Annotated in this window: 19 protein-coding genes; 10 read left to right on the top strand and 9 right to left on the bottom strand. The window is 64.7% G+C overall.

The features are described from left to right. Nucleotides 1–87: 87 nt before the first annotated feature. The 4 genes from GRX01_RS04250 to GRX01_RS04235 form a co-directional block, all read right to left on the bottom strand. Entirely contained in the window at nt 88–345 is a 258-nt protein-coding gene (locus tag GRX01_RS04250; protein WP_159663750.1) for a hypothetical protein, read from the bottom strand. A 12-nt stretch (nt 346–357) separates the two neighbouring features. After that, on the bottom strand, nt 358–1,104 hold the full coding sequence (locus tag GRX01_RS04245) for a GNAT family N-acetyltransferase (protein ID WP_159663748.1): 747 nt from the start codon (nt 1,102–1,104) through the stop codon (nt 358–360). Nucleotides 1,105–1,212: 108 nt separating this feature from the next. Next, on the bottom strand, nt 1,213–1,455 hold the full coding sequence (locus tag GRX01_RS04240) for a PRC-barrel domain containing protein (RefSeq protein ID WP_159663746.1): 243 nt from the start codon (nt 1,453–1,455) through the stop codon (nt 1,213–1,215). A 166-nt stretch (nt 1,456–1,621) separates the two neighbouring features. Then, entirely contained in the window at nt 1,622–1,945 is a 324-nt protein-coding gene (locus GRX01_RS04235) for a DUF5789 family protein (RefSeq protein ID WP_159663744.1), read from the bottom strand. A 237-nt stretch (nt 1,946–2,182) separates the two neighbouring features. On the opposite strand from GRX01_RS04235, the gene GRX01_RS04230 reads away from it, so the two are divergent. The 4 genes from GRX01_RS04230 to GRX01_RS04215 all read left to right on the top strand — a co-directional run bounded on the left by GRX01_RS04230 (nt 2,183) and on the right by GRX01_RS04215 (nt 4,989). Beyond that, on the top strand, nt 2,183–2,482 hold the full coding sequence (locus tag GRX01_RS04230) for a DUF7130 family rubredoxin-like protein (protein WP_159663742.1): 300 nt from the start codon (nt 2,183–2,185) through the stop codon (nt 2,480–2,482). Nucleotides 2,483–2,641: 159 nt separating this feature from the next. Further along, entirely contained in the window at nt 2,642–3,631 is a 990-nt protein-coding gene (locus tag GRX01_RS04225) for a hypothetical protein (protein ID WP_159663740.1), read from the top strand. A gap of 191 nt (nt 3,632–3,822) precedes the next feature. Then, nucleotides 3,823–4,491, top strand: coding sequence for a helix-turn-helix domain-containing protein (locus tag GRX01_RS04220; protein ID WP_159663738.1), 669 nt, complete (start codon nt 3,823–3,825; stop codon nt 4,489–4,491). A gap of 222 nt (nt 4,492–4,713) precedes the next feature. Further along, nucleotides 4,714–4,989 (top strand): hypothetical protein, encoded by a 276-nt coding sequence (locus GRX01_RS04215; protein WP_159663736.1) that lies wholly within the window; start codon nt 4,714–4,716, stop codon nt 4,987–4,989. A gap of 236 nt (nt 4,990–5,225) precedes the next feature. Here GRX01_RS04215 and GRX01_RS04210 read toward each other — a convergent pair whose 3' ends face one another. After that, the gene (locus GRX01_RS04210; RefSeq protein ID WP_159663734.1) at nt 5,226–6,332 is read right to left on the bottom strand and encodes a sensor histidine kinase; all 1,107 of its coding nucleotides are present in this window, start codon (nt 6,330–6,332) and stop codon (nt 5,226–5,228) included. 250 nt (nt 6,333–6,582) lie between these two features. Here GRX01_RS04210 and GRX01_RS04205 point away from each other — a divergent pair, with 250 nt between their 5' ends. Continuing rightward, the gene (locus GRX01_RS04205) at nt 6,583–6,882 is read left to right on the top strand and encodes an Htur_1727 family rSAM-partnered candidate RiPP (protein ID WP_159663733.1); all 300 of its coding nucleotides are present in this window, start codon (nt 6,583–6,585) and stop codon (nt 6,880–6,882) included. Further along, nucleotides 6,879–8,087: a TIGR04347 family pseudo-SAM/SPASM protein gene (locus GRX01_RS04200; protein ID WP_159663731.1), complete on the top strand. Its 1,209-nt coding sequence runs from the start codon at nt 6,879–6,881 to the stop codon at nt 8,085–8,087. Before GRX01_RS04205 ends, GRX01_RS04200 begins: the two co-directional genes overlap by 4 nt. Before the next feature lie 182 nt (nt 8,088–8,269). Here GRX01_RS04200 and nirK read toward each other — a convergent pair whose 3' ends face one another. Continuing rightward, the gene (gene nirK / locus GRX01_RS04195) at nt 8,270–9,358 is read right to left on the bottom strand and encodes a copper-containing nitrite reductase (RefSeq protein WP_159663729.1); all 1,089 of its coding nucleotides are present in this window, start codon (nt 9,356–9,358) and stop codon (nt 8,270–8,272) included. 114 nt (nt 9,359–9,472) lie between these two features. Between nirK and GRX01_RS04190 the strand changes: the two genes are divergently transcribed. Continuing rightward, the gene (locus tag GRX01_RS04190; RefSeq protein ID WP_159663727.1) at nt 9,473–10,501 is read left to right on the top strand and encodes a halocyanin domain-containing protein; all 1,029 of its coding nucleotides are present in this window, start codon (nt 9,473–9,475) and stop codon (nt 10,499–10,501) included. Between the two features lie 110 nt (nt 10,502–10,611). On the opposite strand, the gene GRX01_RS04185 is transcribed toward GRX01_RS04190, so the two are convergent. Beyond that, nucleotides 10,612–10,935, bottom strand: coding sequence for a hypothetical protein (locus GRX01_RS04185; protein WP_201289500.1), 324 nt, complete (start codon nt 10,933–10,935; stop codon nt 10,612–10,614). A gap of 119 nt (nt 10,936–11,054) precedes the next feature. Continuing rightward, nucleotides 11,055–12,833, bottom strand: a complete 1,779-nt coding sequence (locus GRX01_RS04180) for a cytochrome c oxidase subunit I (protein WP_159663725.1) — start codon at nt 12,831–12,833, stop codon at nt 11,055–11,057. A 22-nt stretch (nt 12,834–12,855) separates the two neighbouring features. Between GRX01_RS04180 and GRX01_RS04175 the strand changes: the two genes are divergently transcribed. After that, nucleotides 12,856–13,218, top strand: a complete 363-nt coding sequence (locus GRX01_RS04175; protein WP_159663723.1) for a hypothetical protein — start codon at nt 12,856–12,858, stop codon at nt 13,216–13,218. A gap of 137 nt (nt 13,219–13,355) precedes the next feature. On the opposite strand, the gene GRX01_RS04170 is transcribed toward GRX01_RS04175, so the two are convergent. Then, the gene (locus GRX01_RS04170; RefSeq protein WP_159663721.1) at nt 13,356–15,332 is read right to left on the bottom strand and encodes a S9 family peptidase; all 1,977 of its coding nucleotides are present in this window, start codon (nt 15,330–15,332) and stop codon (nt 13,356–13,358) included. 136 nt (nt 15,333–15,468) lie between these two features. Here GRX01_RS04170 and GRX01_RS04165 point away from each other — a divergent pair, with 136 nt between their 5' ends. Together GRX01_RS04165 and GRX01_RS04160 are read left to right on the top strand one after the other, a co-directional pair. Beyond that, the gene (locus GRX01_RS04165; protein WP_159663719.1) at nt 15,469–16,413 is read left to right on the top strand and encodes a PfkB family carbohydrate kinase; all 945 of its coding nucleotides are present in this window, start codon (nt 15,469–15,471) and stop codon (nt 16,411–16,413) included. A gap of 347 nt (nt 16,414–16,760) precedes the next feature. After that, entirely contained in the window at nt 16,761–16,970 is a 210-nt protein-coding gene (locus GRX01_RS04160; protein WP_159663717.1) for a DUF1328 domain-containing protein, read from the top strand. Nucleotides 16,971–16,993 lie beyond the last annotated feature (23 nt).

Genomic DNA, 16,993 nt, shown 5'->3' with positions numbered 1-16,993 from the left:
GTAGGCGTGATAGCATATCGCTCGCGCCCCCGATGCGATCGGAGCGTCGGACGCCGCGATCGCGGAACGCGCGGCGTCGGCAGCGAGCTACGGTCGATCACGGAAGATTCCGAGGTGGCGGAGCGCCATTCGGTTCTCGATACCCCCAGCCAGCGTGCCCGACAGCACGCCGAGCGTGCTGATGAAGCCCCAGACGGCGATCTCAGACGCGACGGCGTCGCCGACGCTGTCGCCGCTGGCCGATGAGTCCGACGCTCCGTTCCAGGCACCCCCACGGGCGGCGACCGCTTCGAGGTTCCGGTCGGGGTCGGGATGACCGGAATCGGACGGTCGAGCGTCGGTCATCGCGTGCGGGTATCAGAGGTACGCATCGTCCCACTCGTCGGCCAGGTGCACGTTCCCACAGTTCCCGCACTCGAGGCGGTCGAGGCTGTCGGCGGAGACGTTCGTACTGCCGCACTCCGAACAGAAGTACCCGTACGGCTCCTCCTCGTTCTCCGCGGAGTACACCGTAAAGAACGGGGCGTCCCTCCCCGGAACGCTGTCGTCCTTGTCGAGGAATCGGTCCGCACCGTCGACGGTGACGGACTCGGGGACCGCGACCGTGGGCTCGGTCGCGGTCTCCGTTCCCTCACCCTCGGTGAACACGGTGACACCGAACTCCTCCCCGCCGACCTCCAGTTCCTCGTGGTCGCTCTGTTCGAGGCCGAACTCCTCGAGGAACTCGCCGCCCTCGACGGCGTCCTCGAGGATACGCGCCGTGATCGGCACCCCGGCCTCCTCGCGGACGTGTTCGATCAGCGCCGTGGCGATGCCCTCGCCCCGTGCCTGTGGATCCACGTGGAGCCATCGGATCGTCGCTCCCGTCTCGACCTCGACGGTGACGAACCCGAAGACCTCCCTCCTGTCATCGACCGTCCGCTCGACGACATAGACCGTCGTGTCCGGATCATCGAGCAGGTCGGTCAGCGCGTCGTCGTCGAACTCCTCCTCGAGTATCGTCTCGATCTGTCCCGGACTGAGCGAGTACGACGACCGCAGCGAGTCGTGGGCGATCGCCTCGATCCGTTCCCGGTCGTCCGACTCCGCGGAGCGAACGTTCATACTAGTGAGTATCGTGATGTCGCAGTTCGTTATCCGCGTTCTTCTGCGATCGCAACGGAGCCCACAGGGACGACTGTCGGGCCGAACCGGGGAGTCCGGCGGACGATATCACCTGTTCAGGTGGATCTCGTCGTCGGAGACGCGCTTGATGTTCGAGCTGTCGAGACGGTAGTTCTCCACGTCGTTCTCGCCCCAACCGAGTTTGGACCGGATGGTGTCCGTCAGGCTCGGGTCGGGGTCGACGTGTGCGTTCCCGTGTTCCACCTTGACGACTCGGCCGATCTGGTCGCCGTCGGCGTTCAGTACGGTCTTTCCCTCGTCCTCCTCCGTCAGCGTGATGTTGTCGCGCATGGCGGTCCATTCAACGACGCCTCCCCGACTGAGGCTTCTGCTTGCCTGTGCCGGGTGTATTTCACTGCCCCACGAGATCGACACGTTCGGGCGTCGGGAACCCCGTATCCGGTTGAAACAGCCGATTGATCGGCGCGCACCCGGGGCGCCGGCACGTGGCGGCCGTTCAGACTGACTCGGACTCGCTCGGATCGGTACCGTCGGAGCCGCTCCCCCCGCGGTCGCTGTACCCCTCTCTGCCGACCGCGTCGTCGCTGACCATCGTGAACACCGCCTGTCGGACGCTCTCCACGTCCTCGTACTCCTGTTCCAAATCCGGGGAGAGTACCTCACGCAGCGCGACTTGGTCGTCGCCGAGGCCGAGTTCGTGGTCACCGTACCGGTCCAGGAGGGCCTCGTGGGACAGCGGATACGACTCCCCCTCGAGGTCGGCTGTCAACCCACCGAACTCGATCCCCTGTTCTCGGGTGTCGCCGGGGTCGTTCGCCATGGTACCGCTCGCCGTGACGGGAGCTAATGCCTTCTGCAGGCATATGCAAGTGGGTATGCTCGGGCCGCGAACACGAAAGCCATCCACCGAGCGTCGACCGTCGACCCTGTGGGCGGGCGATATCCGATACTGAACAGCCCCATTCGATCTCGGTATCCGGTCGCATTGTGACATCGAGTTGGGTTCGAAACGGACACTCACATCAAATTGATTATGTGTGAGGGAGAATGCCACATCATGGGAGAACAGAACCCAGTCCACAGTGCGTCGATCGAACCGGGCGAGCTCGTGTACGACAGCGACGGACGATTGGTCGGGCGCGTGAGCGGCATCACCGACGACGGGTTCGAGGCGGAGGAGGTGGAACCGGGCGAAACCGAGGTCGGGGAGTTGCCGGGCAAGGAGTTCGGCGAGGGGTACCTGATGTGGGAGTGTACCGAATGCGGAAAGATGGGCGAACTGGACGGGGGGCTACCCGGATCGTGTCCGAACTGTGACGCTCCTCGCGAGGCGGTCTCCGCTGTACGGGAGGACTGAACGTCGTCCGCCCGCGTTCCGGAATGCGGACTGACATCCACCGGGAGGATGACGCGTCAGCGGAAACGACGCGGAGAAGTGTGCTGACGATCCGTCCGCCGATGTCCGAACGTTGGGACCGTCCCGGGAGTTTATCGGTGCTCTCGTCATGTCATCTGTATGGCATCCGAGCCGCAGACGGCGAGCACCGTCCGCGAACCCGACGGAGTCCTGGAGCGGGTGGCGGAGTGGCTCCTGTTCGGCGGCGACCGACGGGCGGTCGCGGCCTGTCTCGTCGTGGCAGCCGCGGGGACCGTGTGGGCGCTCGTGTCGGTCGGCCTCCTGGCGGTCGGACCCGACAGCTCCGTGGCGGGGGTCTTCGGGAGCGGGCTCACGGCGGGGGTCGTCACGCTCCTGACCATCGCCCTCTCGATCAACCAGCTCGTTCTCTCGCGTGTGTTCGGGTCGATCAACGTCCTGGTCGATCGGCTCGACGGGTCGCGGGAACTCAGGGCGACCGTCGAGTCGATCGCCGGGGTACCGTCGAGTCCCAACGACCCGGGCGAGTTCCTCTCGCTGATCGCAACGACCCTGAGTGAGAGGGCCGCCGGATTGAGAGCGCCCGGCGGCGACGCCGACTGGGATCCCCCGGCGAGAGCCGCGAACACGTTGGACGACATCGCCGCGTACGGGGACAGTATCGACGACCACCTCGAGGCGAACCAGCGCATGAACGACGTCCTCAGCGTCGTCCTCGGGCCCGAGTACGCGCTGAACACGGCCGCGATCCGCCACCTCCGAAACGAGCACGCCGCGACGATCCCCGAGGGAGTCGAGGCGGAGTTCCGAGCCGTCGATGAGCTTCTCGAGTCGATCGCGGTCGTCCGACAGTTCTACAAGACGATCGCCATCCAGCAGGACCTCGCGACGCTCTCTCGGCTGCTGGTCTACACGGGTATCGCGGCGCTGGCGAGCGCGGTCGCGGTGACGCTCGTCTATCGGACGGGATCCGTCACGGTACCGGTGTCGACGCTCCCTCTCGTCGTCAGCGTCGGGATCGGCGTCGTCGTCGCTCCCCTGGCACTGTTCGTCGCCTACATCCTCCGGGCGGCGACAGTCGCCCGAAAGACCGTCTCCGTCGGTCCGTTCGTCCCGCCCAAGGACCGGTGATGTTCGTCACGGACGCGGACGAGGCCGTCGAGCCACCGACACCGAGTTACGATGGGATGATGTCGAAATAGGGCGACAGTATTCGGGTGTACACAGCGGATAGAGCGGCGCTCGGCCGCATATAGTGATCGAAGGGGCCAGAGGCCCCTACGCTGGCTATACCAAAGTCCCCGTGTGGTCACCTGCGGGGCATGGAGACAGTCGTGGACGCCACTATCCCGGACAACAGGTTCGTCCTCGCGGAGACCATCGAACGGGTCCCGGACGTCGAGTTCGAGTTCGTCCGGTTCGCCATCCACAGTTCGTCCCGCACGTCGCCGTTCCTCTGGGGATCGGCCGATCGTCCCGACAGACTGGACGCCGCCCTACGGAGTGACCCCTCGACGGAGCACGTGAGTCGGCTGTCCGAACGTGACGGTCGGGGCCTGTATTCGATCACGTGGAACGCGCGCGCGGCACGTCTCATCGACGGTGTCGCCGAGATCGAGGGCTCGGTTCTCGACGTCCGCAGAACGACCGATCGGTGGGCGCTCCGGTTCCTCTTCCCGGACCGTGCGACGGCGTCGGAGACGTTTCAGGCGTGGCGTGACGAGGGGGTCGACGCGACGCTGTCCCGGATAAGCACGCTCTCCTGCCGCGAGGACACCGCGCTGGGACTGTCGGCGACACAGCACAACACCATCGCCAAGGCGTTCCGAACCGATTACTACAGCGTCCCACGCGGGACGACGCTGGAGGAGTTGGCGAGGGACTTCGACGTCTCACACCAGGCCCTGTCGGAGCGCCTCCGTCGAGGACACTCCCGTCTCGTCGAACGGATGCTCTCCGAGTCGGCGCCCCCGGTGGAACGTCGCCAGTAAGCGTTCCAGTTTCCCGAGAGCGGTCTCGTCGCCGTTGTCACCGATCCGCCCTCGGTTCGTCGAGTGTCCGCTTCGTTGGTTCCGGAGCTATGCGTCATCGAACACGAGGGGTTGATCCGGACCATCTGCACGTCCTCATGGAAACCGGCACCGACCGAGAGTTCCTTGCATTCGAAAGGTCAAACACCATACGTGTTTGACACGTACCTGTGTAGCCCCGTGATGAAGACTCTCGATCAGATCAGCCTCGTTTCCGACGATCACCGGACGAACTTGACCGACGGGAAACTCAAGATCGGCCCCGATTACGCATGCATCTACGTGCCGGAGCTACCCGCACCCGTCCTCCCGGACGGGGACCTCCGTGGGTATACGGTCGTCGGCTCCAGTTCCGGGACTGTCCAGTACACGGGAGAGATCGTGGAGATCTCGGCATACGATACCGCTGACCGGTCCAGAACGACGTTCCGCTGTACGCCGGCCGAATCGTCCGGATGACACGCCCCGCGACCGCCGGTTCAGTCCTCGGCGGGGCTCTCGCGGGGTCACGCTGCGAGCGGTCGTGGTTCGGATGGGGGACCAGCCCGGCGTTTCGGGACAGCGGCATCGAATCGACAGCTCGGTCGCCCCTCCATGAAGCGGAGCGACCTTCCCCCACGGAGTCCGGACGGTCCACCGATTCCGTCGCTCTCAGTGGGGACCTGTTCTGTTCGGTCGAGGCGATCGTCTCGCGGTCACGATTCGGGTGCTGCGACACCGGCGACCTCGAACCGAGCACCGCCAGCAGCGCTCTCCGTGACTGTGAGATCCCAGTCGTGAGCCTCGACGATCTGCACAACGATCGATAGCCCGAAGCCCGTTCCGTCCTCCGCGGACGTGAAACCGGCCGTAAGCACGTCTTCGCTCACATCGGCAGGGATCCCCGGACCGTCGTCGGCCACGTAGAACCCGTCCGCCAGTTCACCGACCGTCACGGTGACGCCGGCGCCACCGTGGTCGACCGCGTTCTTCAGCAGGTTCTCGAGCAGTTGGCGGAGGCGGTCGCGGTCGGCGTGAATCGTCCGTTCGGTGTCCACATCGAGCGTCGCGTCTGTGGGTGCGAGCGGCTCCCAGCACTCCTCAGCCAGCGCGCCGATGTCGACCTCGGTCAGCGTAAGCGTCGCGGCGCCCGCCTGTGCGAACAACAGGAGATCGTCGATGAGGCGCCTCATGCGGCCGTGGGCATCGGCGATCGCATCGACGTGCTCGTTCGAGCACTCCTCCGCGAGCAGGTCCAATCGTCCGGTCGCGACGTTCAGCGGGTTCCGGAGATCGTGACTCACCACGGACGCGAACTGGTCGAGCCGCTCGTTCTGTTGCCGGAGCTCCTGCTCTCGGTCGAGCCGGTCGAGCGCTGTCGCGGTGTGACTGACGAGTAGTTCCGCCAACTCGATGTCGTCGTCGTCGAACGCGTTCGGCGTCGTCTCCACCGCCTGGAAGACACCGTGTTCGCCGACGGGGACGCTGATCCCGGATCGATACGAGGCATCGGCCGGACTGGTCTCGTCCGTCGGAGTGACCTCGTCGACCGTGTAGGACTCGCCGGTGCGGTAGGTTTTCCCGGCCAGTCCCTCGTCGATCCGCATCCGTCGGCTGCCGCCGGGCGGCGCCTCCGCGGACGTGGCGTACGGGACGAGCCACTCGCCCTCGCGGATGACGACGGTACACTGGGTGAAATCGAGGAGGTCCGCCGCCGCTGAGACGGTCCGCTCACAGACACCCGTCGCCGTCTCCTCGGTTTGGATCGTCGTGGCGACGTCATGAAGGGTCTCGATGACGGCTGCTCGTCGACGACGCCCCATGATAGTTTATCACATCCCGACTGTAATGAAGGTCCACACATCGGCCGTTTTTGATCGCACCGCGGCCTCGGCGTGTCAACTGAACCCTCCACCGATGGGTTCAATCCCCCGGACCACCATCCGGACCACTCACGATCTCACATTGGCGGCGATACCACAGCTCTCGACTCGACTCGGATCGCGTGACAGCGGGGGTTCGACTGAACATCATCGGGAGAAGGGTGTTGCGTTCGTCCGTCGTGTTCCGTACATGGTCGAAAAACCGGATCGCTATCGCGTCGGAGAGCACCCGCGAGAGGCGGTCGAACACGAATGGGAGATCTTCGTAAGGGAGGAGGAACGGGACCCGCTCCGTCATGTCGGAAGCGTCTCGGCGCCGTCCGCCGACGTGGCCTACGAACAGGCCACGAAGCTCTTCGCATGGTACGCGAACGATCTCTGGGTCTGTCCGGCGAGGGCAGTGCACCGGTACACGACGGACACGCTCGACGACGACGCCGAGTTGGTCGAACTGGGCTCCGGCGACGAGAAGCGAACGCACGAGCCATGATATCGGTCAGCAAGCTCCTCTGTGATCTGGACGCGGAAGGTGACGGACTCCGCTATGACGCCGCAGACGGGTCCTCGAAACCGCAGATATCTCGCGTGAAGCAACGCCGGCCGGTCGTCGTGTGGAACCTCACCAAGCGGTGTAACCTCCACTGTTCCCACTGTTATGCCGCCGCAGACACGGAGGTCGCACCCGGCGAACTCAGTACGGCCGAGGGAAAGCGTCTCCTCGATGACCTCTCCGACTACGGCGTGCCGGTGGTCCTTTTCTCGGGGGGTGAGCCACTGGTTCGTGACGACCTCTTCGAACTCATCAGGTACGCCGACGACCGCGGCATCCGCCCGGTGCTCTCGACGAATGGGACGTTGATCACGGACGAGAGCGCGGAACGACTCCGTGATGCGGGTCTCAGGTACGCCGGCATCTCGGTCGACGGGCTCCCGGAACGCAACGACGAGTTCCGCGGGAAGTCGGGAGCGTTCGACGCAGCCGTCCGTGGGATCCGAGCCTGTCTGGACGCCGGTCTCAAGACCGGCCTTCGGTATACCATCACCGAGCGGAACGCGAGCGACCTCCGCGGCGTCGTCGAACTCCTCCGAAACGAGGGTGTCGATCGCTTCTGTTTCTACCACCTAGACTACGGTGGACGTGGGGCGGACATCACCGATCTCGATCTCTCGCCCGAGGCGAAACGAGCCGCAGTGAAGGAACTCTGCGATCTCACTCGAACGTATCACCGGCGGGGCGAGGAGATCGAAACACTCCTGGTCGGAAACTATGCGGACGCCGCATATCTTATCGAGTATGCCCGTCGGTACATCGGTTCGGATGCGGCCGACCGCGTACACAGCTACCTCCGTCGGAACGGTGGCGATCCGACCGGTGAGCGGGTCGCGGACGTCGATTACCAAGGAAACGTCCATCTCACGCAGTTCTGGCAGGGGTACAGCCTCGGCAACGTGCGAGATCGGCCGTTCAGCGCGATCTGGGACGCCGAGTCGAACCCGGTACTTCGTCGACTCCGTGAGCGCACGGACCACCTGACCGGTCGGTGTGCGGACTGTCGGTACCAAGATATCTGTCGGGGAGGATCGCGACTCCGGGCACTCACTGTCCATGATGACCTGTTCGCCCCGGACCCTCAGTGCTACCTCCGAGACGAGGAGATCGCGCCGTCCTCACCGCCGGAAACGAGCGCCGACTGAGTGAACGACCCCGTCGAACCCCCGTCGGTTGGACACGGCCCTCCGTGAACCCGTCGCCACGTGAACCGCCTCGGGATCAAAGCCCGAAGCACTCGACGTGATTATCCGTCGAACGGCCGCTGTTCCGTTCGACCGCTGTCCCCGTGTCTCAGCACCCGGCGAACAGCTGACGATCGAACCGACTACGAGCTCGGATTGTAGATCGAGGTGTCCTCGGGTCCGTCGACGGAGACGACCGCGAGCGCACCCTTCCGGGCGACGCGTGAGAGCGCGTGGTCGACGAGTTTGATGTCGCCGGGGACGGGGAACGACATCGTCGCGACGCAGGTGCTCCCCGGAAGGACCGGGGTCGTTTGCACGAACCGGTCGGGCTCGCTGGCGAGGGCGCCCTGCCGCCAGACCTCGTCCCAGACGCTTCCGATGGGGTGGAAGCTCGAGAACAGGTTCGGCCCCCCGACGCCGAAGAACACCCTGGCGGTCTCGTCCGTAGCGACGCTCATCTCGGCGTAGTTGTCCGGCGTGATCGCGTACTTCTCACCGTTCATCAGCACGTACGTCGGATCCTCGAGGGCCATTCGTCCGAAGTCGAACTCATGGTGGCCCTCCTGGCCCGTCGTCCCGCTCGTGTACAGCTCGTGTTGGCCGAGGTAGAACTCGTGATCGACCGCCGGGAGCCCCTCCTCGGGTTCCACGAGAATGATGCCGAACATCCCCGCGGAGATGTGGTAATCGACGTTCGCGACCGCACAGTGGTAGATGAACGCCCCGGGGTAGGTCACCTTGAACTGCAGGCGTTTCTCCTCGCCGGGAGCCACGTTCGTGTCCTCAGCACCCCCGCCGGGCCCGCGGCAGGCGTGGAAGTCGACGTTGTGGACCATCGAACTGCTCTCGTGGTTTCGGATCGTCAGGTCGACCGTGTCGCCGACACGCGTCCGGACGAACGGGCCGGGTACCTGACCGTTGAACGTCATGTACGTGAACGTCACGCCGGGTTCGACTTCCGCGACGAGCTCTCGCGTCTCGAGTTCCACCTCGACGGTCGCGGGCTGTGATCGCGTGATAGGCGCGGGAACGTCGCGTGGGTCCGCGGCGATGCGGTCGACGTCGACCGCCTTGGCGTCGTCGAGAGCGGGCTCCTCCGTCCGAAGGGGTACCGGGCTCGTTTCGACGCTGTCGGTCGTCGGTGCGCCGACCGTGCACCCGGCGAGTGCCATCGCTCCGCCGATCCCGGCCGCCTGCAGTACGTGTCGTCGCGTCGTGTTGTAGGTCATACTCTCGGTCTCCACCTACACGGAGGACGGACTGTACGAACTAGAGGCAATATGGTTCTCAGATTCGAAGACTCAGCGTTTCGGGCTATCTCGTCGTGTCTCCTACACACTACTATGACCACCACACCTTCCACCCCGACGATCGGGCGACGACGGTTCATACAGGCCTCGGCGGCGGTCGCCGTGGGAGGGGCCGCACTATCGACCCCACACCCCGTCAGCGCGCAGTCCGACACCGACTTCGAGGCGTGGTTCGGGAACGTCTCCAACTACGATGGCGTCGTCGACAAACGCGGCATGAATACGGTAACCGTCACGGTCGGTGCGCCAGGTAACGGCGGCGGCTTCGCGTTCGGTCCCGCCGCCGTTCGCGTCGACCCCGGGACCACGGTCGTGTGGGAGTGGACCGGCGAGGGCGGTATGCACAACGTCGCGGCGACCGACGGCGCCTACGAGAGCGCGTTGTCGTCCGATGCGGGAGACACGTTCGAGCGGACCTTCGACGCCGAGGGCATCTCACGATACGTCTGTACCCCCCACGAGCCGATGGGAATGAAGGGTGCCGTCGTCGTCGGCGACATCGAGGTCGGGGCGGAGACGGCGGCACCCGAATTCGTAAGCCGTGAACCCGACTACGACGGGTGGTTCGACGGCGTCGGGGCGTTCGACGGGACGGTCGATATGCGCGGCCGTGAGGAGGTTCGTATCGGGGTCACCACCGACGACGACGCACCCGGTTTCTCGCCGGCAGCGGTCCACGTCGACCCCGGAACACGAGTCATCTGGGAGTGGTCCGGTCACGTCGAACACCGGCTATCAGCCGAGGACGGAGCGTACGAGAGCCCCGAGCAGGCGACCGGGACGTGGGGACTCGTCTTCGACGGTACCGGCATCAGCAAGTACGCGAGTTCCGCGGACGGGGCGACGATGCGCGGCGCGGTCGTCGTCGGCGACGTGTTCGGAAGCGTCCACGAGATCTCGACTGCCCAACTCACCGTGGCGGGAGGGGTCGGACTGGCACTGGTGTCGCCGCTCGCGTTCGGCGCCTTCCTCTGGTCGCGTGGTCGAGAGCACCCCCCGAACGCGGACGCCGCTCTCGAGAGGGAGCCTGTTGACGCTCTACAGTCGAAGCCACGGATGTGACTACGACTGCGAACTTCCTGCTCCTTCTCGCTGGGGAGTGGTTGGATCGGCGCCGTACTCCGTACCTACTGTACAGCGGTTGCTGACAGCCGGTACTGTCCACTCCCGGTCTACTCGACTTCGACGACGTACGATTGGTGCGCCCCTCGCGTCCGCATGTCGAGAAAGTGATGGCGTGTGGTATCGCCGACGCTCCCCGCGAACGACTGCCCCTCGCCGTCCGAATAGACGCCCTCAGCACCGCGGAGATCGTGATCGGCGAGGTGCTCGATCACATCGGCCGGAACCTCGTCGCGCCCCTCGATGTCCACGATCACGAGCCGGTCGGTGAAGCTCTTCGCGATGAACGCGTCCGCGATCGCGTCGCGAGCCCGCAGATCGGAAACCACGTCCTCGAGTTCGTCCCTCCTGTCGCCCATCGGGTCGACGGTCACAACCGACGAGGAAGTCTCTGACCGCGAACGTGTTCGGGCGCTTCCTGATCGATCCAGCTCGGCTTCCCCACCGAAACCAGAAGGACGTCCTGAACGGCGTCGGTGGCGGTCTCCCGGCGTCAGTCGTCAGTGCTTGGCGTCCTGTCGGACGATTCCGCCTCTACCTCCGTCCCGCCATCGACGAGCGCAGTCTCTCGATGCCGCTGGAGCCACCCCCACTCGTTGGTGAGCAGTCCGTGATCGTCCAAGTCCCAGGGGTCGCTGCCCTCGATCGGCCGTCCCTCGATCCACGAGGAGACGAGGTTCCACACGAAGATCAGTTGGCCGATCGCGAGCACGAAGGCGCCGAGCGTGGCGAGTTGGTGGAGGTCGGCGAAGTAGCCGACCGGGCCGACGGTCAGATCGTAGCCGGCGTACCGACGTGGCATGCCGCCGTAGCCGAGCAGGACCATCGGGAAGAACGTGAGGTTCGTCCCGACCATGGTGAGCCAGAAGTGCCACTTCCCGAGCGACCGCTGGTACCATCTCCCGGTCACCAGTGGGAACCAGTAGTAGATCCCGGCGAAGATCGCGAACGCGATCCCGCCCATGATGACGTAGTGGAAGTGGGCGATCACGTGGTACGTGTCGTGGAGTACGAGGTCGACGGGGATCGCCGCCTCGAAGACGCCCGTGACGCCGCCGATGATGAAGTTCGCGATGAACCCGATGCAGAACAGCATCGGCGTCACCAACCGGATCTTCCCGTTCCACATCGTCGCGATCCAGTTGAACGTCTTGACCGCGCTGGGGATCGCGATCGCGATCGAGACCGCCATGAACGACGCGCGGAGTCGCGGGTCGATCCCCGTCGCGAACATGTGGTGTGCCCACACGCCGAAGCTCAACACCCCGAGCGCGAGCGTCGAGTAGACGACGAACTTGAACCCGAAGAGTCGCCGGCTGGCGAACCGGGGGAGGATGTAGCTGATGAGTCCCATCGGAGGAAGCACGAGGATGTACACCTCGGGGTGACCGAAGAACCAGAACAGGTGCTGCCAGAGGATCGGGCCGCCGCCCTCGACCGCGAAGAACGTCGTTCCGAAGTTCCGGTCCAACAGCAGCATCACGAGCGCGCTCCCCAACAGCGGGAACGCGAAGAGGATCTGTCCGGACTGGACGAGGACCGTCCACGAGAAGATATCCAGATTCGCCCAGGTGACGTCCTCACCGCGCTCGGTGAAGATGGTCGCGATGAAGTTGATCGCGCCCATCGTCGCGCTCACGCCCGTCAGATGGAGGCCGAGGATCATCAGGTCGACACCGGCGTTCGTTTGCTGGACCGACAGCGGAGCGTAGAGCGTCCACGCGGTCTGGGCCCCCTCGACGCCGACCGAGAACGGTTCGAGGATCAGTCCACCCCAGATGAGTAGCGCGCCGGGCGGCAACAGCCAGAACGCGATAGCGTTGATCCGTGGGAACGCCATGTCGTCGGCGCCGATCAGCAGCGGGATCAGATAGTTCGAGAACGCGGCCAGTATCGGCGTCCCGAACAGGAACAACATCGTGATCCCGTGGGTCGTCATTAGTGCGTTGTACAGCGGTGCGCTGAGCAGATCGACCGGCGGCGTCGTCAGTTCCGCCCGCATGAGCAGGACGGCGATCCCGCCCCACGCGAACGAGAGCACCCCGAAGACCCCGTACATGAGCCCGATGTCCTTGTGGTCGACAGTGGTGATCCACCGAAGGAGTCCGCTCGGTTTCTCCACGTGCTCCGGTCCGTGATGGCCGGACTCGGATCCACCGGCGGAGACGGAATACGACCGCCAGTTCTCGACGCGGACCAACCATCGAACCACAAGAAGCAGTAGCACGCTCATTACCCCGGTGAGAGCGAGCTGCGTGGTCCCTACGTTCATGAAACGCGGATCCAGGTACTACATGGTAAACGCCACCGCGAACATCTTCGATCGGGGCGGAAAAGGGGACAGTACGGACCCGATCCGGTGTCGTCCGACACTTGTCGGACAGAATACGGCGGGAGAGCTCAATTCGTCTCCGCTCGCCCACACAAACGAAGATGTTCGGGTGAAGGTTCTCCCTGTTATGTACGGGAGCAATGATGTGCCATCACCGCCGTTCGTGCCACGCTATCTCGGACTCGAGCTGGGGATCCTCTCTGCCGTCGTCGGACACTCGCTTCTCGGACTGGAAGGCAGTGTCCTATCAGCTCTCGTCGGGTACTTCGGTGGGAAGACGCTCCAGAGCATGACTCGGGTGTTCAGTGGCGACCACACCTCGTGAACAGACGATCCGTACCGTCGCGCGGATGAAAGCGTTCGAGGAGGCATCTCCCAGGCCCACAGATGCACGGTCGGGACGCGGCTGTAATCCTACAGCTCTCGCCACTTCCCTGTTCGGCAGTACGCCTCCGATATCGATCACTCGCGTTCCGACTCCGTCACGTCGGGGCTCGCGATCGTATCGTCCGGTTCGAACCCGAACACCTCACCGTAGAACGCGAGTTCCAGTTCGTGGGCCATCCGTCGGGTGTCCGCTTGTCGGAACCCGTGTCGTTCGTCCTCGAACACGTGGAGGTCGTGTGGCACGTCGTTCACGGCGAGCGCATCCACCATCGCCTCCGCCTGCGCGATGGGGACGACCCGGTCTGCTTCGCCCTGCAGCAGGAGAACCGGTGCGTCGATGGCCTCCGCATGGTGCACGGGAGACCGTTCCTCGTACGTCTCTGCGGCCTCCGGGTACGGTCCAACGAGTGTATCGAGATACCGGGATTCGAACTTGTGGGTGAGTTCGGCGAGTCGTGCGAGGTCGGCGACACCGAAGAAACTCGTTCCGGCCTCCATCTCGTCGTGGAACGCGAGCGCGGAGAGCGTCGCGAACCCTCCGGCACTGCCGCCGCGGATCGCCATGCGATCGCCGTCGACCCGGTCACCCTCCGCGAGATAGCGAGCGACGTCGAGACAGTCCTGCACGTCGAGTACACCCCATTCGCTGTCGAGCGCGTCCCGATAGGCACGTCCGTATCCGGTCGACCCGCGATAGTTCACGTCCGCGACGGCGAACCCACGGGTGGTGAAGAACTGCTTGCTGAGGTCAAAAGTCGACGACGTCGCGCTCGTGGGGCCACCATGGACGAACACGATGAGGGGTGGACGTTCGCTGGCGGGCGCGGTCACGTCCGGATTGGTCGGCGGATACACGAAGGCATGCGTTTCCGCGCCGTCTCGGGTCGGGATAGTGACGTGCTCAGGTGTCGACGTGTAGGCGGGATCGAGATCGGTTTCGTCGCTCTTGCGGAGAACACTATATCCGACTCCGGGCGTCCATCGAACCAATCGGGACGGTGTCGCCGGGCCGCTTGCGATGAACGAGAGCGCTCTCCCGTCGGACCGTAGCTGCGGGGACCCGCGGACTCCGAACACCGAAAACGGCACCTCGACCTGCTCTCGTGACCCTTCGGGGCAGAGCAACTCGAGGGTTTGTTCACCGTCCCGGGTGACGACTGTCGCGACGCGGCCGTCATCGAGGAACGCGTACGTCGCGAGGCCGAACACCCACTGCGGAACGCCGTACTCGGCTTCCTCCTCCCTGTATGCGATCCACTCGTCGCTCTCTCGACGATAGAGGTTCCACCAGCCGGTCCGATCCGAAACGGCGTGCAGCGTCCCGTCGTCCCGCCAGGCTGGCTGAAACACCGACTCCTCGGACCCACCCAGAACGACGCGGTCGTCGGAGAGCGTCCCATCGTCATCGACGTCTGCGACGTGCAACTCGGTCCCGTCCCACGGCATTCGTGGATGGTCCCACGTGAGCCACGCGATACGGTCGCCGTCGGGAGAGAGAGTGGGAGCTGCGTAGAAGTCGTACCCCGAGGCTACTACTCGTGGATCAGCGCTTCCGTCGGCTGCGAGTTTCACGAGTGTAGTCTCCGGTTCGCCCGTACCGTCGTCGCCGGCGGCGTCATGATCCTCCCGGACACAGTAGATCGATGCTCCGTCCGCCGAGGGTTCGAAGTCGGCGTACCTGAGCCCGCGTTCGGACTCGGGTTCGGGAGTGATGGGGACCGGTTCCTCGCTCGGCGACTGCCGGTAGACTCGTTGGTCGTCGAACCGCGAGAAGATGACGGTACCGTCGATCACGGCGAAGTCACCGCCGCCGTACTGGTGGACGAGGGTCCGGACGTCGAAGTCGTCGCCGGTCACGTCCGTGACGGTGTCGCCGTCGTGGCGAACAACGACACCGCGGCCGTCGTCGTCCGGTCGTTGTTCGCGCCAGTAGACCGTATCATCAGCGACCACCGTATGGCCGAAGTCGATCCCCGAACGAGCAACCGTCTCTGACGAGATCGGGGACGGCCACGTTCCGTACGGGGCGGTCGTCTCGCTGGAGTCGTCCATCGAAACGGGGAACCCCTCAGACTCCGTCGTCTTAAGCATATCCGTGCTGTCGTGACCAGTCCTCCATCGTGACCTTCCATCCGGTAGAAGCATCAAACGAGCTTTGTAGAACGCGGCCGGTTGGAACCGATATCCGATGACGGAGATAGTCAGTCTGGGCAGCATCAACCTCGATCGCGTCCATCGCGTCACGGAGGAGACTCTGACCGAACTCCGCCGGGAGTTCGATCGGTTTCCGGAGTCCGGAGACACGGTTGTTGTCGATGAGATCCCGTCGGCGTTTGCCGATCTCGCTACGACAGTCACACACGGCGGCAAGGGCGCCAATCAAGCTGTCGCCGCAGCAGCAGCGGAGGCGGACGTTACACTCCTCGGAAAGGTCGGTTCCGAACACACTGACCATGATGTGCTCGATAGGCTCCGGCGCTCCGGGGTCCGAGTCGATAGCGTCGGTGTCGCCTCCACGCAGACAGGCACGGCCCATGTCTTCGTCACGGAGGACGGAGAGAACCGGATCGTCGTTCATGCCGGAGCCAACGCCGCTGTCGACGGCGCATACATCGCTGATCAGTATGAAACCGTACGTGCGTCCGACATCCTCCTCCTCCAAAACGAGATCCCCGTCGATCCCGTGTGCGAACTCCTCCAACGGCTCGCGTCAGCTGCCTCACGACCGACCGTGATCGTCGACCCGGCGCCTGTTGCCGGAGCGGAGCGATTGTTGGACTGTCCTGTGGTGGATATCGTGACGCCCAACGAGCGTGAGTACTCGCAGGTGGGCTCCTCGCTCGAGGAGTTCGATGGGACGGTCGTTCGTACGCGAGGCGGACAGCCGGTCCACATCGACGACGGGACGGGATTCAGGGTCGCGCCGCCGGATCGCCAGCCTATCGACACCACTGGTGCAGGTGACGTGTTCGCCGGCTTCCTCGGTGGCCGACTCGCCGCGGGAGACTCGCTCCGGGAGGCAGTCCAGGCGGCGACGGTAGCCGGGACGCTGTCGACACAGGCCGAGGGGGCTCGAGGCGCGGTCCCGTCGTACGCCGCAGTGGAGACATGGCGAACGACTGACCGACACTGAAGGCGCGAGATGCGGCGAGATACGGCGATGTACGGTTTTCAGATGAGACCCCCAGGCGTCCGAGCCTGTCGAACTATCGTGGGAGCTCCCACGGGTGCTCGAACCGCCGAACCGGGTACCAGCGTCGCGACCGCCTCCGACAGAGGGGTCGTCGTTCCGGAACGCTGAGCACTGAGCTCTGGAGCTATGATACGCCGGAGGCGACGTGAATCCCGAGCAGGTCGATCCCGACTGCGGCGGCGGATTCCGAAGGAAGGCGACGGTGGACAGTTCTCCAGACGGCTATAGGTTGGACGTCCATGGAGTATCAGTCGGCTAACTAACTATTCAGCGCCCCTACAGGACGTATGGTATCCGCACAGGTCGTACTCGACAACGTCGCGCTCAGTCTTCTCCAGTTCGGAGGCGACCTCATCGGTCTCGCGATCGTCTTCCTCGTGCTGGCCGTGATCGCGGCCGTGGTGGGAGCAAGCGGCGTGGCCGGGGTCAGTATGGATATCGCGAAATGGCTGGTCATCATCTTCATCGTACTCGCCATTGTCACGTACATCCTGTAGGCTCACGACGATCGCTACCGAGT

The organism is Halobaculum saliterrae (genome assembly GCF_009831625.1).
Classification (GTDB): domain Archaea; phylum Halobacteriota; class Halobacteria; order Halobacteriales; family Haloferacaceae; genus Halobaculum; species Halobaculum saliterrae.
The sequence above is the reverse complement of the archived record's forward strand: the minus strand, read 5'-3'. Positions and strand labels throughout refer to the sequence as shown.

What these genes read in the sequence shown, in the direction of transcription:
- GRX01_RS04230 (WP_159663742.1), top strand. Translation starts at nt 2,183, where the DNA reads ATGGGAGAACAGAACCCAGTCCACAGTGCGTCGATCGAACCGGGCGAG.
- GRX01_RS04165 (WP_159663719.1), top strand. Translation starts at nt 15,469, where the DNA reads ATGACGGAGATAGTCAGTCTGGGCAGCATCAACCTCGATCGCGTCCAT.
- GRX01_RS04200 (WP_159663731.1), top strand. Translation starts at nt 6,879, where the DNA reads ATGATATCGGTCAGCAAGCTCCTCTGTGATCTGGACGCGGAAGGTGAC.
- GRX01_RS04205 (WP_159663733.1), top strand. Translation starts at nt 6,583, where the DNA reads ATGGTCGAAAAACCGGATCGCTATCGCGTCGGAGAGCACCCGCGAGAG.
- GRX01_RS04215 (WP_159663736.1), top strand. Translation starts at nt 4,714, where the DNA reads ATGAAGACTCTCGATCAGATCAGCCTCGTTTCCGACGATCACCGGACG.
- GRX01_RS04240 (WP_159663746.1), bottom strand. Translation starts at nt 1,455, where the DNA reads ATGCGCGACAACATCACGCTGACGGAGGAGGACGAGGGAAAGACCGTA.
- GRX01_RS04160 (WP_159663717.1), top strand. Translation starts at nt 16,761, where the DNA reads ATGGTATCCGCACAGGTCGTACTCGACAACGTCGCGCTCAGTCTTCTC.
- GRX01_RS04210 (WP_159663734.1), bottom strand. Translation starts at nt 6,332, where the DNA reads ATGGGGCGTCGTCGACGAGCAGCCGTCATCGAGACCCTTCATGACGTC.
- nirK (WP_159663729.1), bottom strand. Translation starts at nt 9,358, where the DNA reads ATGACCTACAACACGACGCGACGACACGTACTGCAGGCGGCCGGGATC.
- GRX01_RS04180 (WP_159663725.1), bottom strand. Translation starts at nt 12,833, where the DNA reads ATGAACGTAGGGACCACGCAGCTCGCTCTCACCGGGGTAATGAGCGTG.
- GRX01_RS04250 (WP_159663750.1), bottom strand. Translation starts at nt 345, where the DNA reads ATGACCGACGCTCGACCGTCCGATTCCGGTCATCCCGACCCCGACCGG.
- GRX01_RS04170 (WP_159663721.1), bottom strand. Translation starts at nt 15,332, where the DNA reads ATGGACGACTCCAGCGAGACGACCGCCCCGTACGGAACGTGGCCGTCC.
- GRX01_RS04245 (WP_159663748.1), bottom strand. Translation starts at nt 1,104, where the DNA reads ATGAACGTTCGCTCCGCGGAGTCGGACGACCGGGAACGGATCGAGGCG.
- GRX01_RS04175 (WP_159663723.1), top strand. Translation starts at nt 12,856, where the DNA reads ATGGTAAACGCCACCGCGAACATCTTCGATCGGGGCGGAAAAGGGGAC.
- GRX01_RS04190 (WP_159663727.1), top strand. Translation starts at nt 9,473, where the DNA reads ATGACCACCACACCTTCCACCCCGACGATCGGGCGACGACGGTTCATA.
- GRX01_RS04225 (WP_159663740.1), top strand. Translation starts at nt 2,642, where the DNA reads ATGGCATCCGAGCCGCAGACGGCGAGCACCGTCCGCGAACCCGACGGA.
- GRX01_RS04235 (WP_159663744.1), bottom strand. Translation starts at nt 1,945, where the DNA reads ATGGCGAACGACCCCGGCGACACCCGAGAACAGGGGATCGAGTTCGGT.
- GRX01_RS04220 (WP_159663738.1), top strand. Translation starts at nt 3,823, where the DNA reads ATGGAGACAGTCGTGGACGCCACTATCCCGGACAACAGGTTCGTCCTC.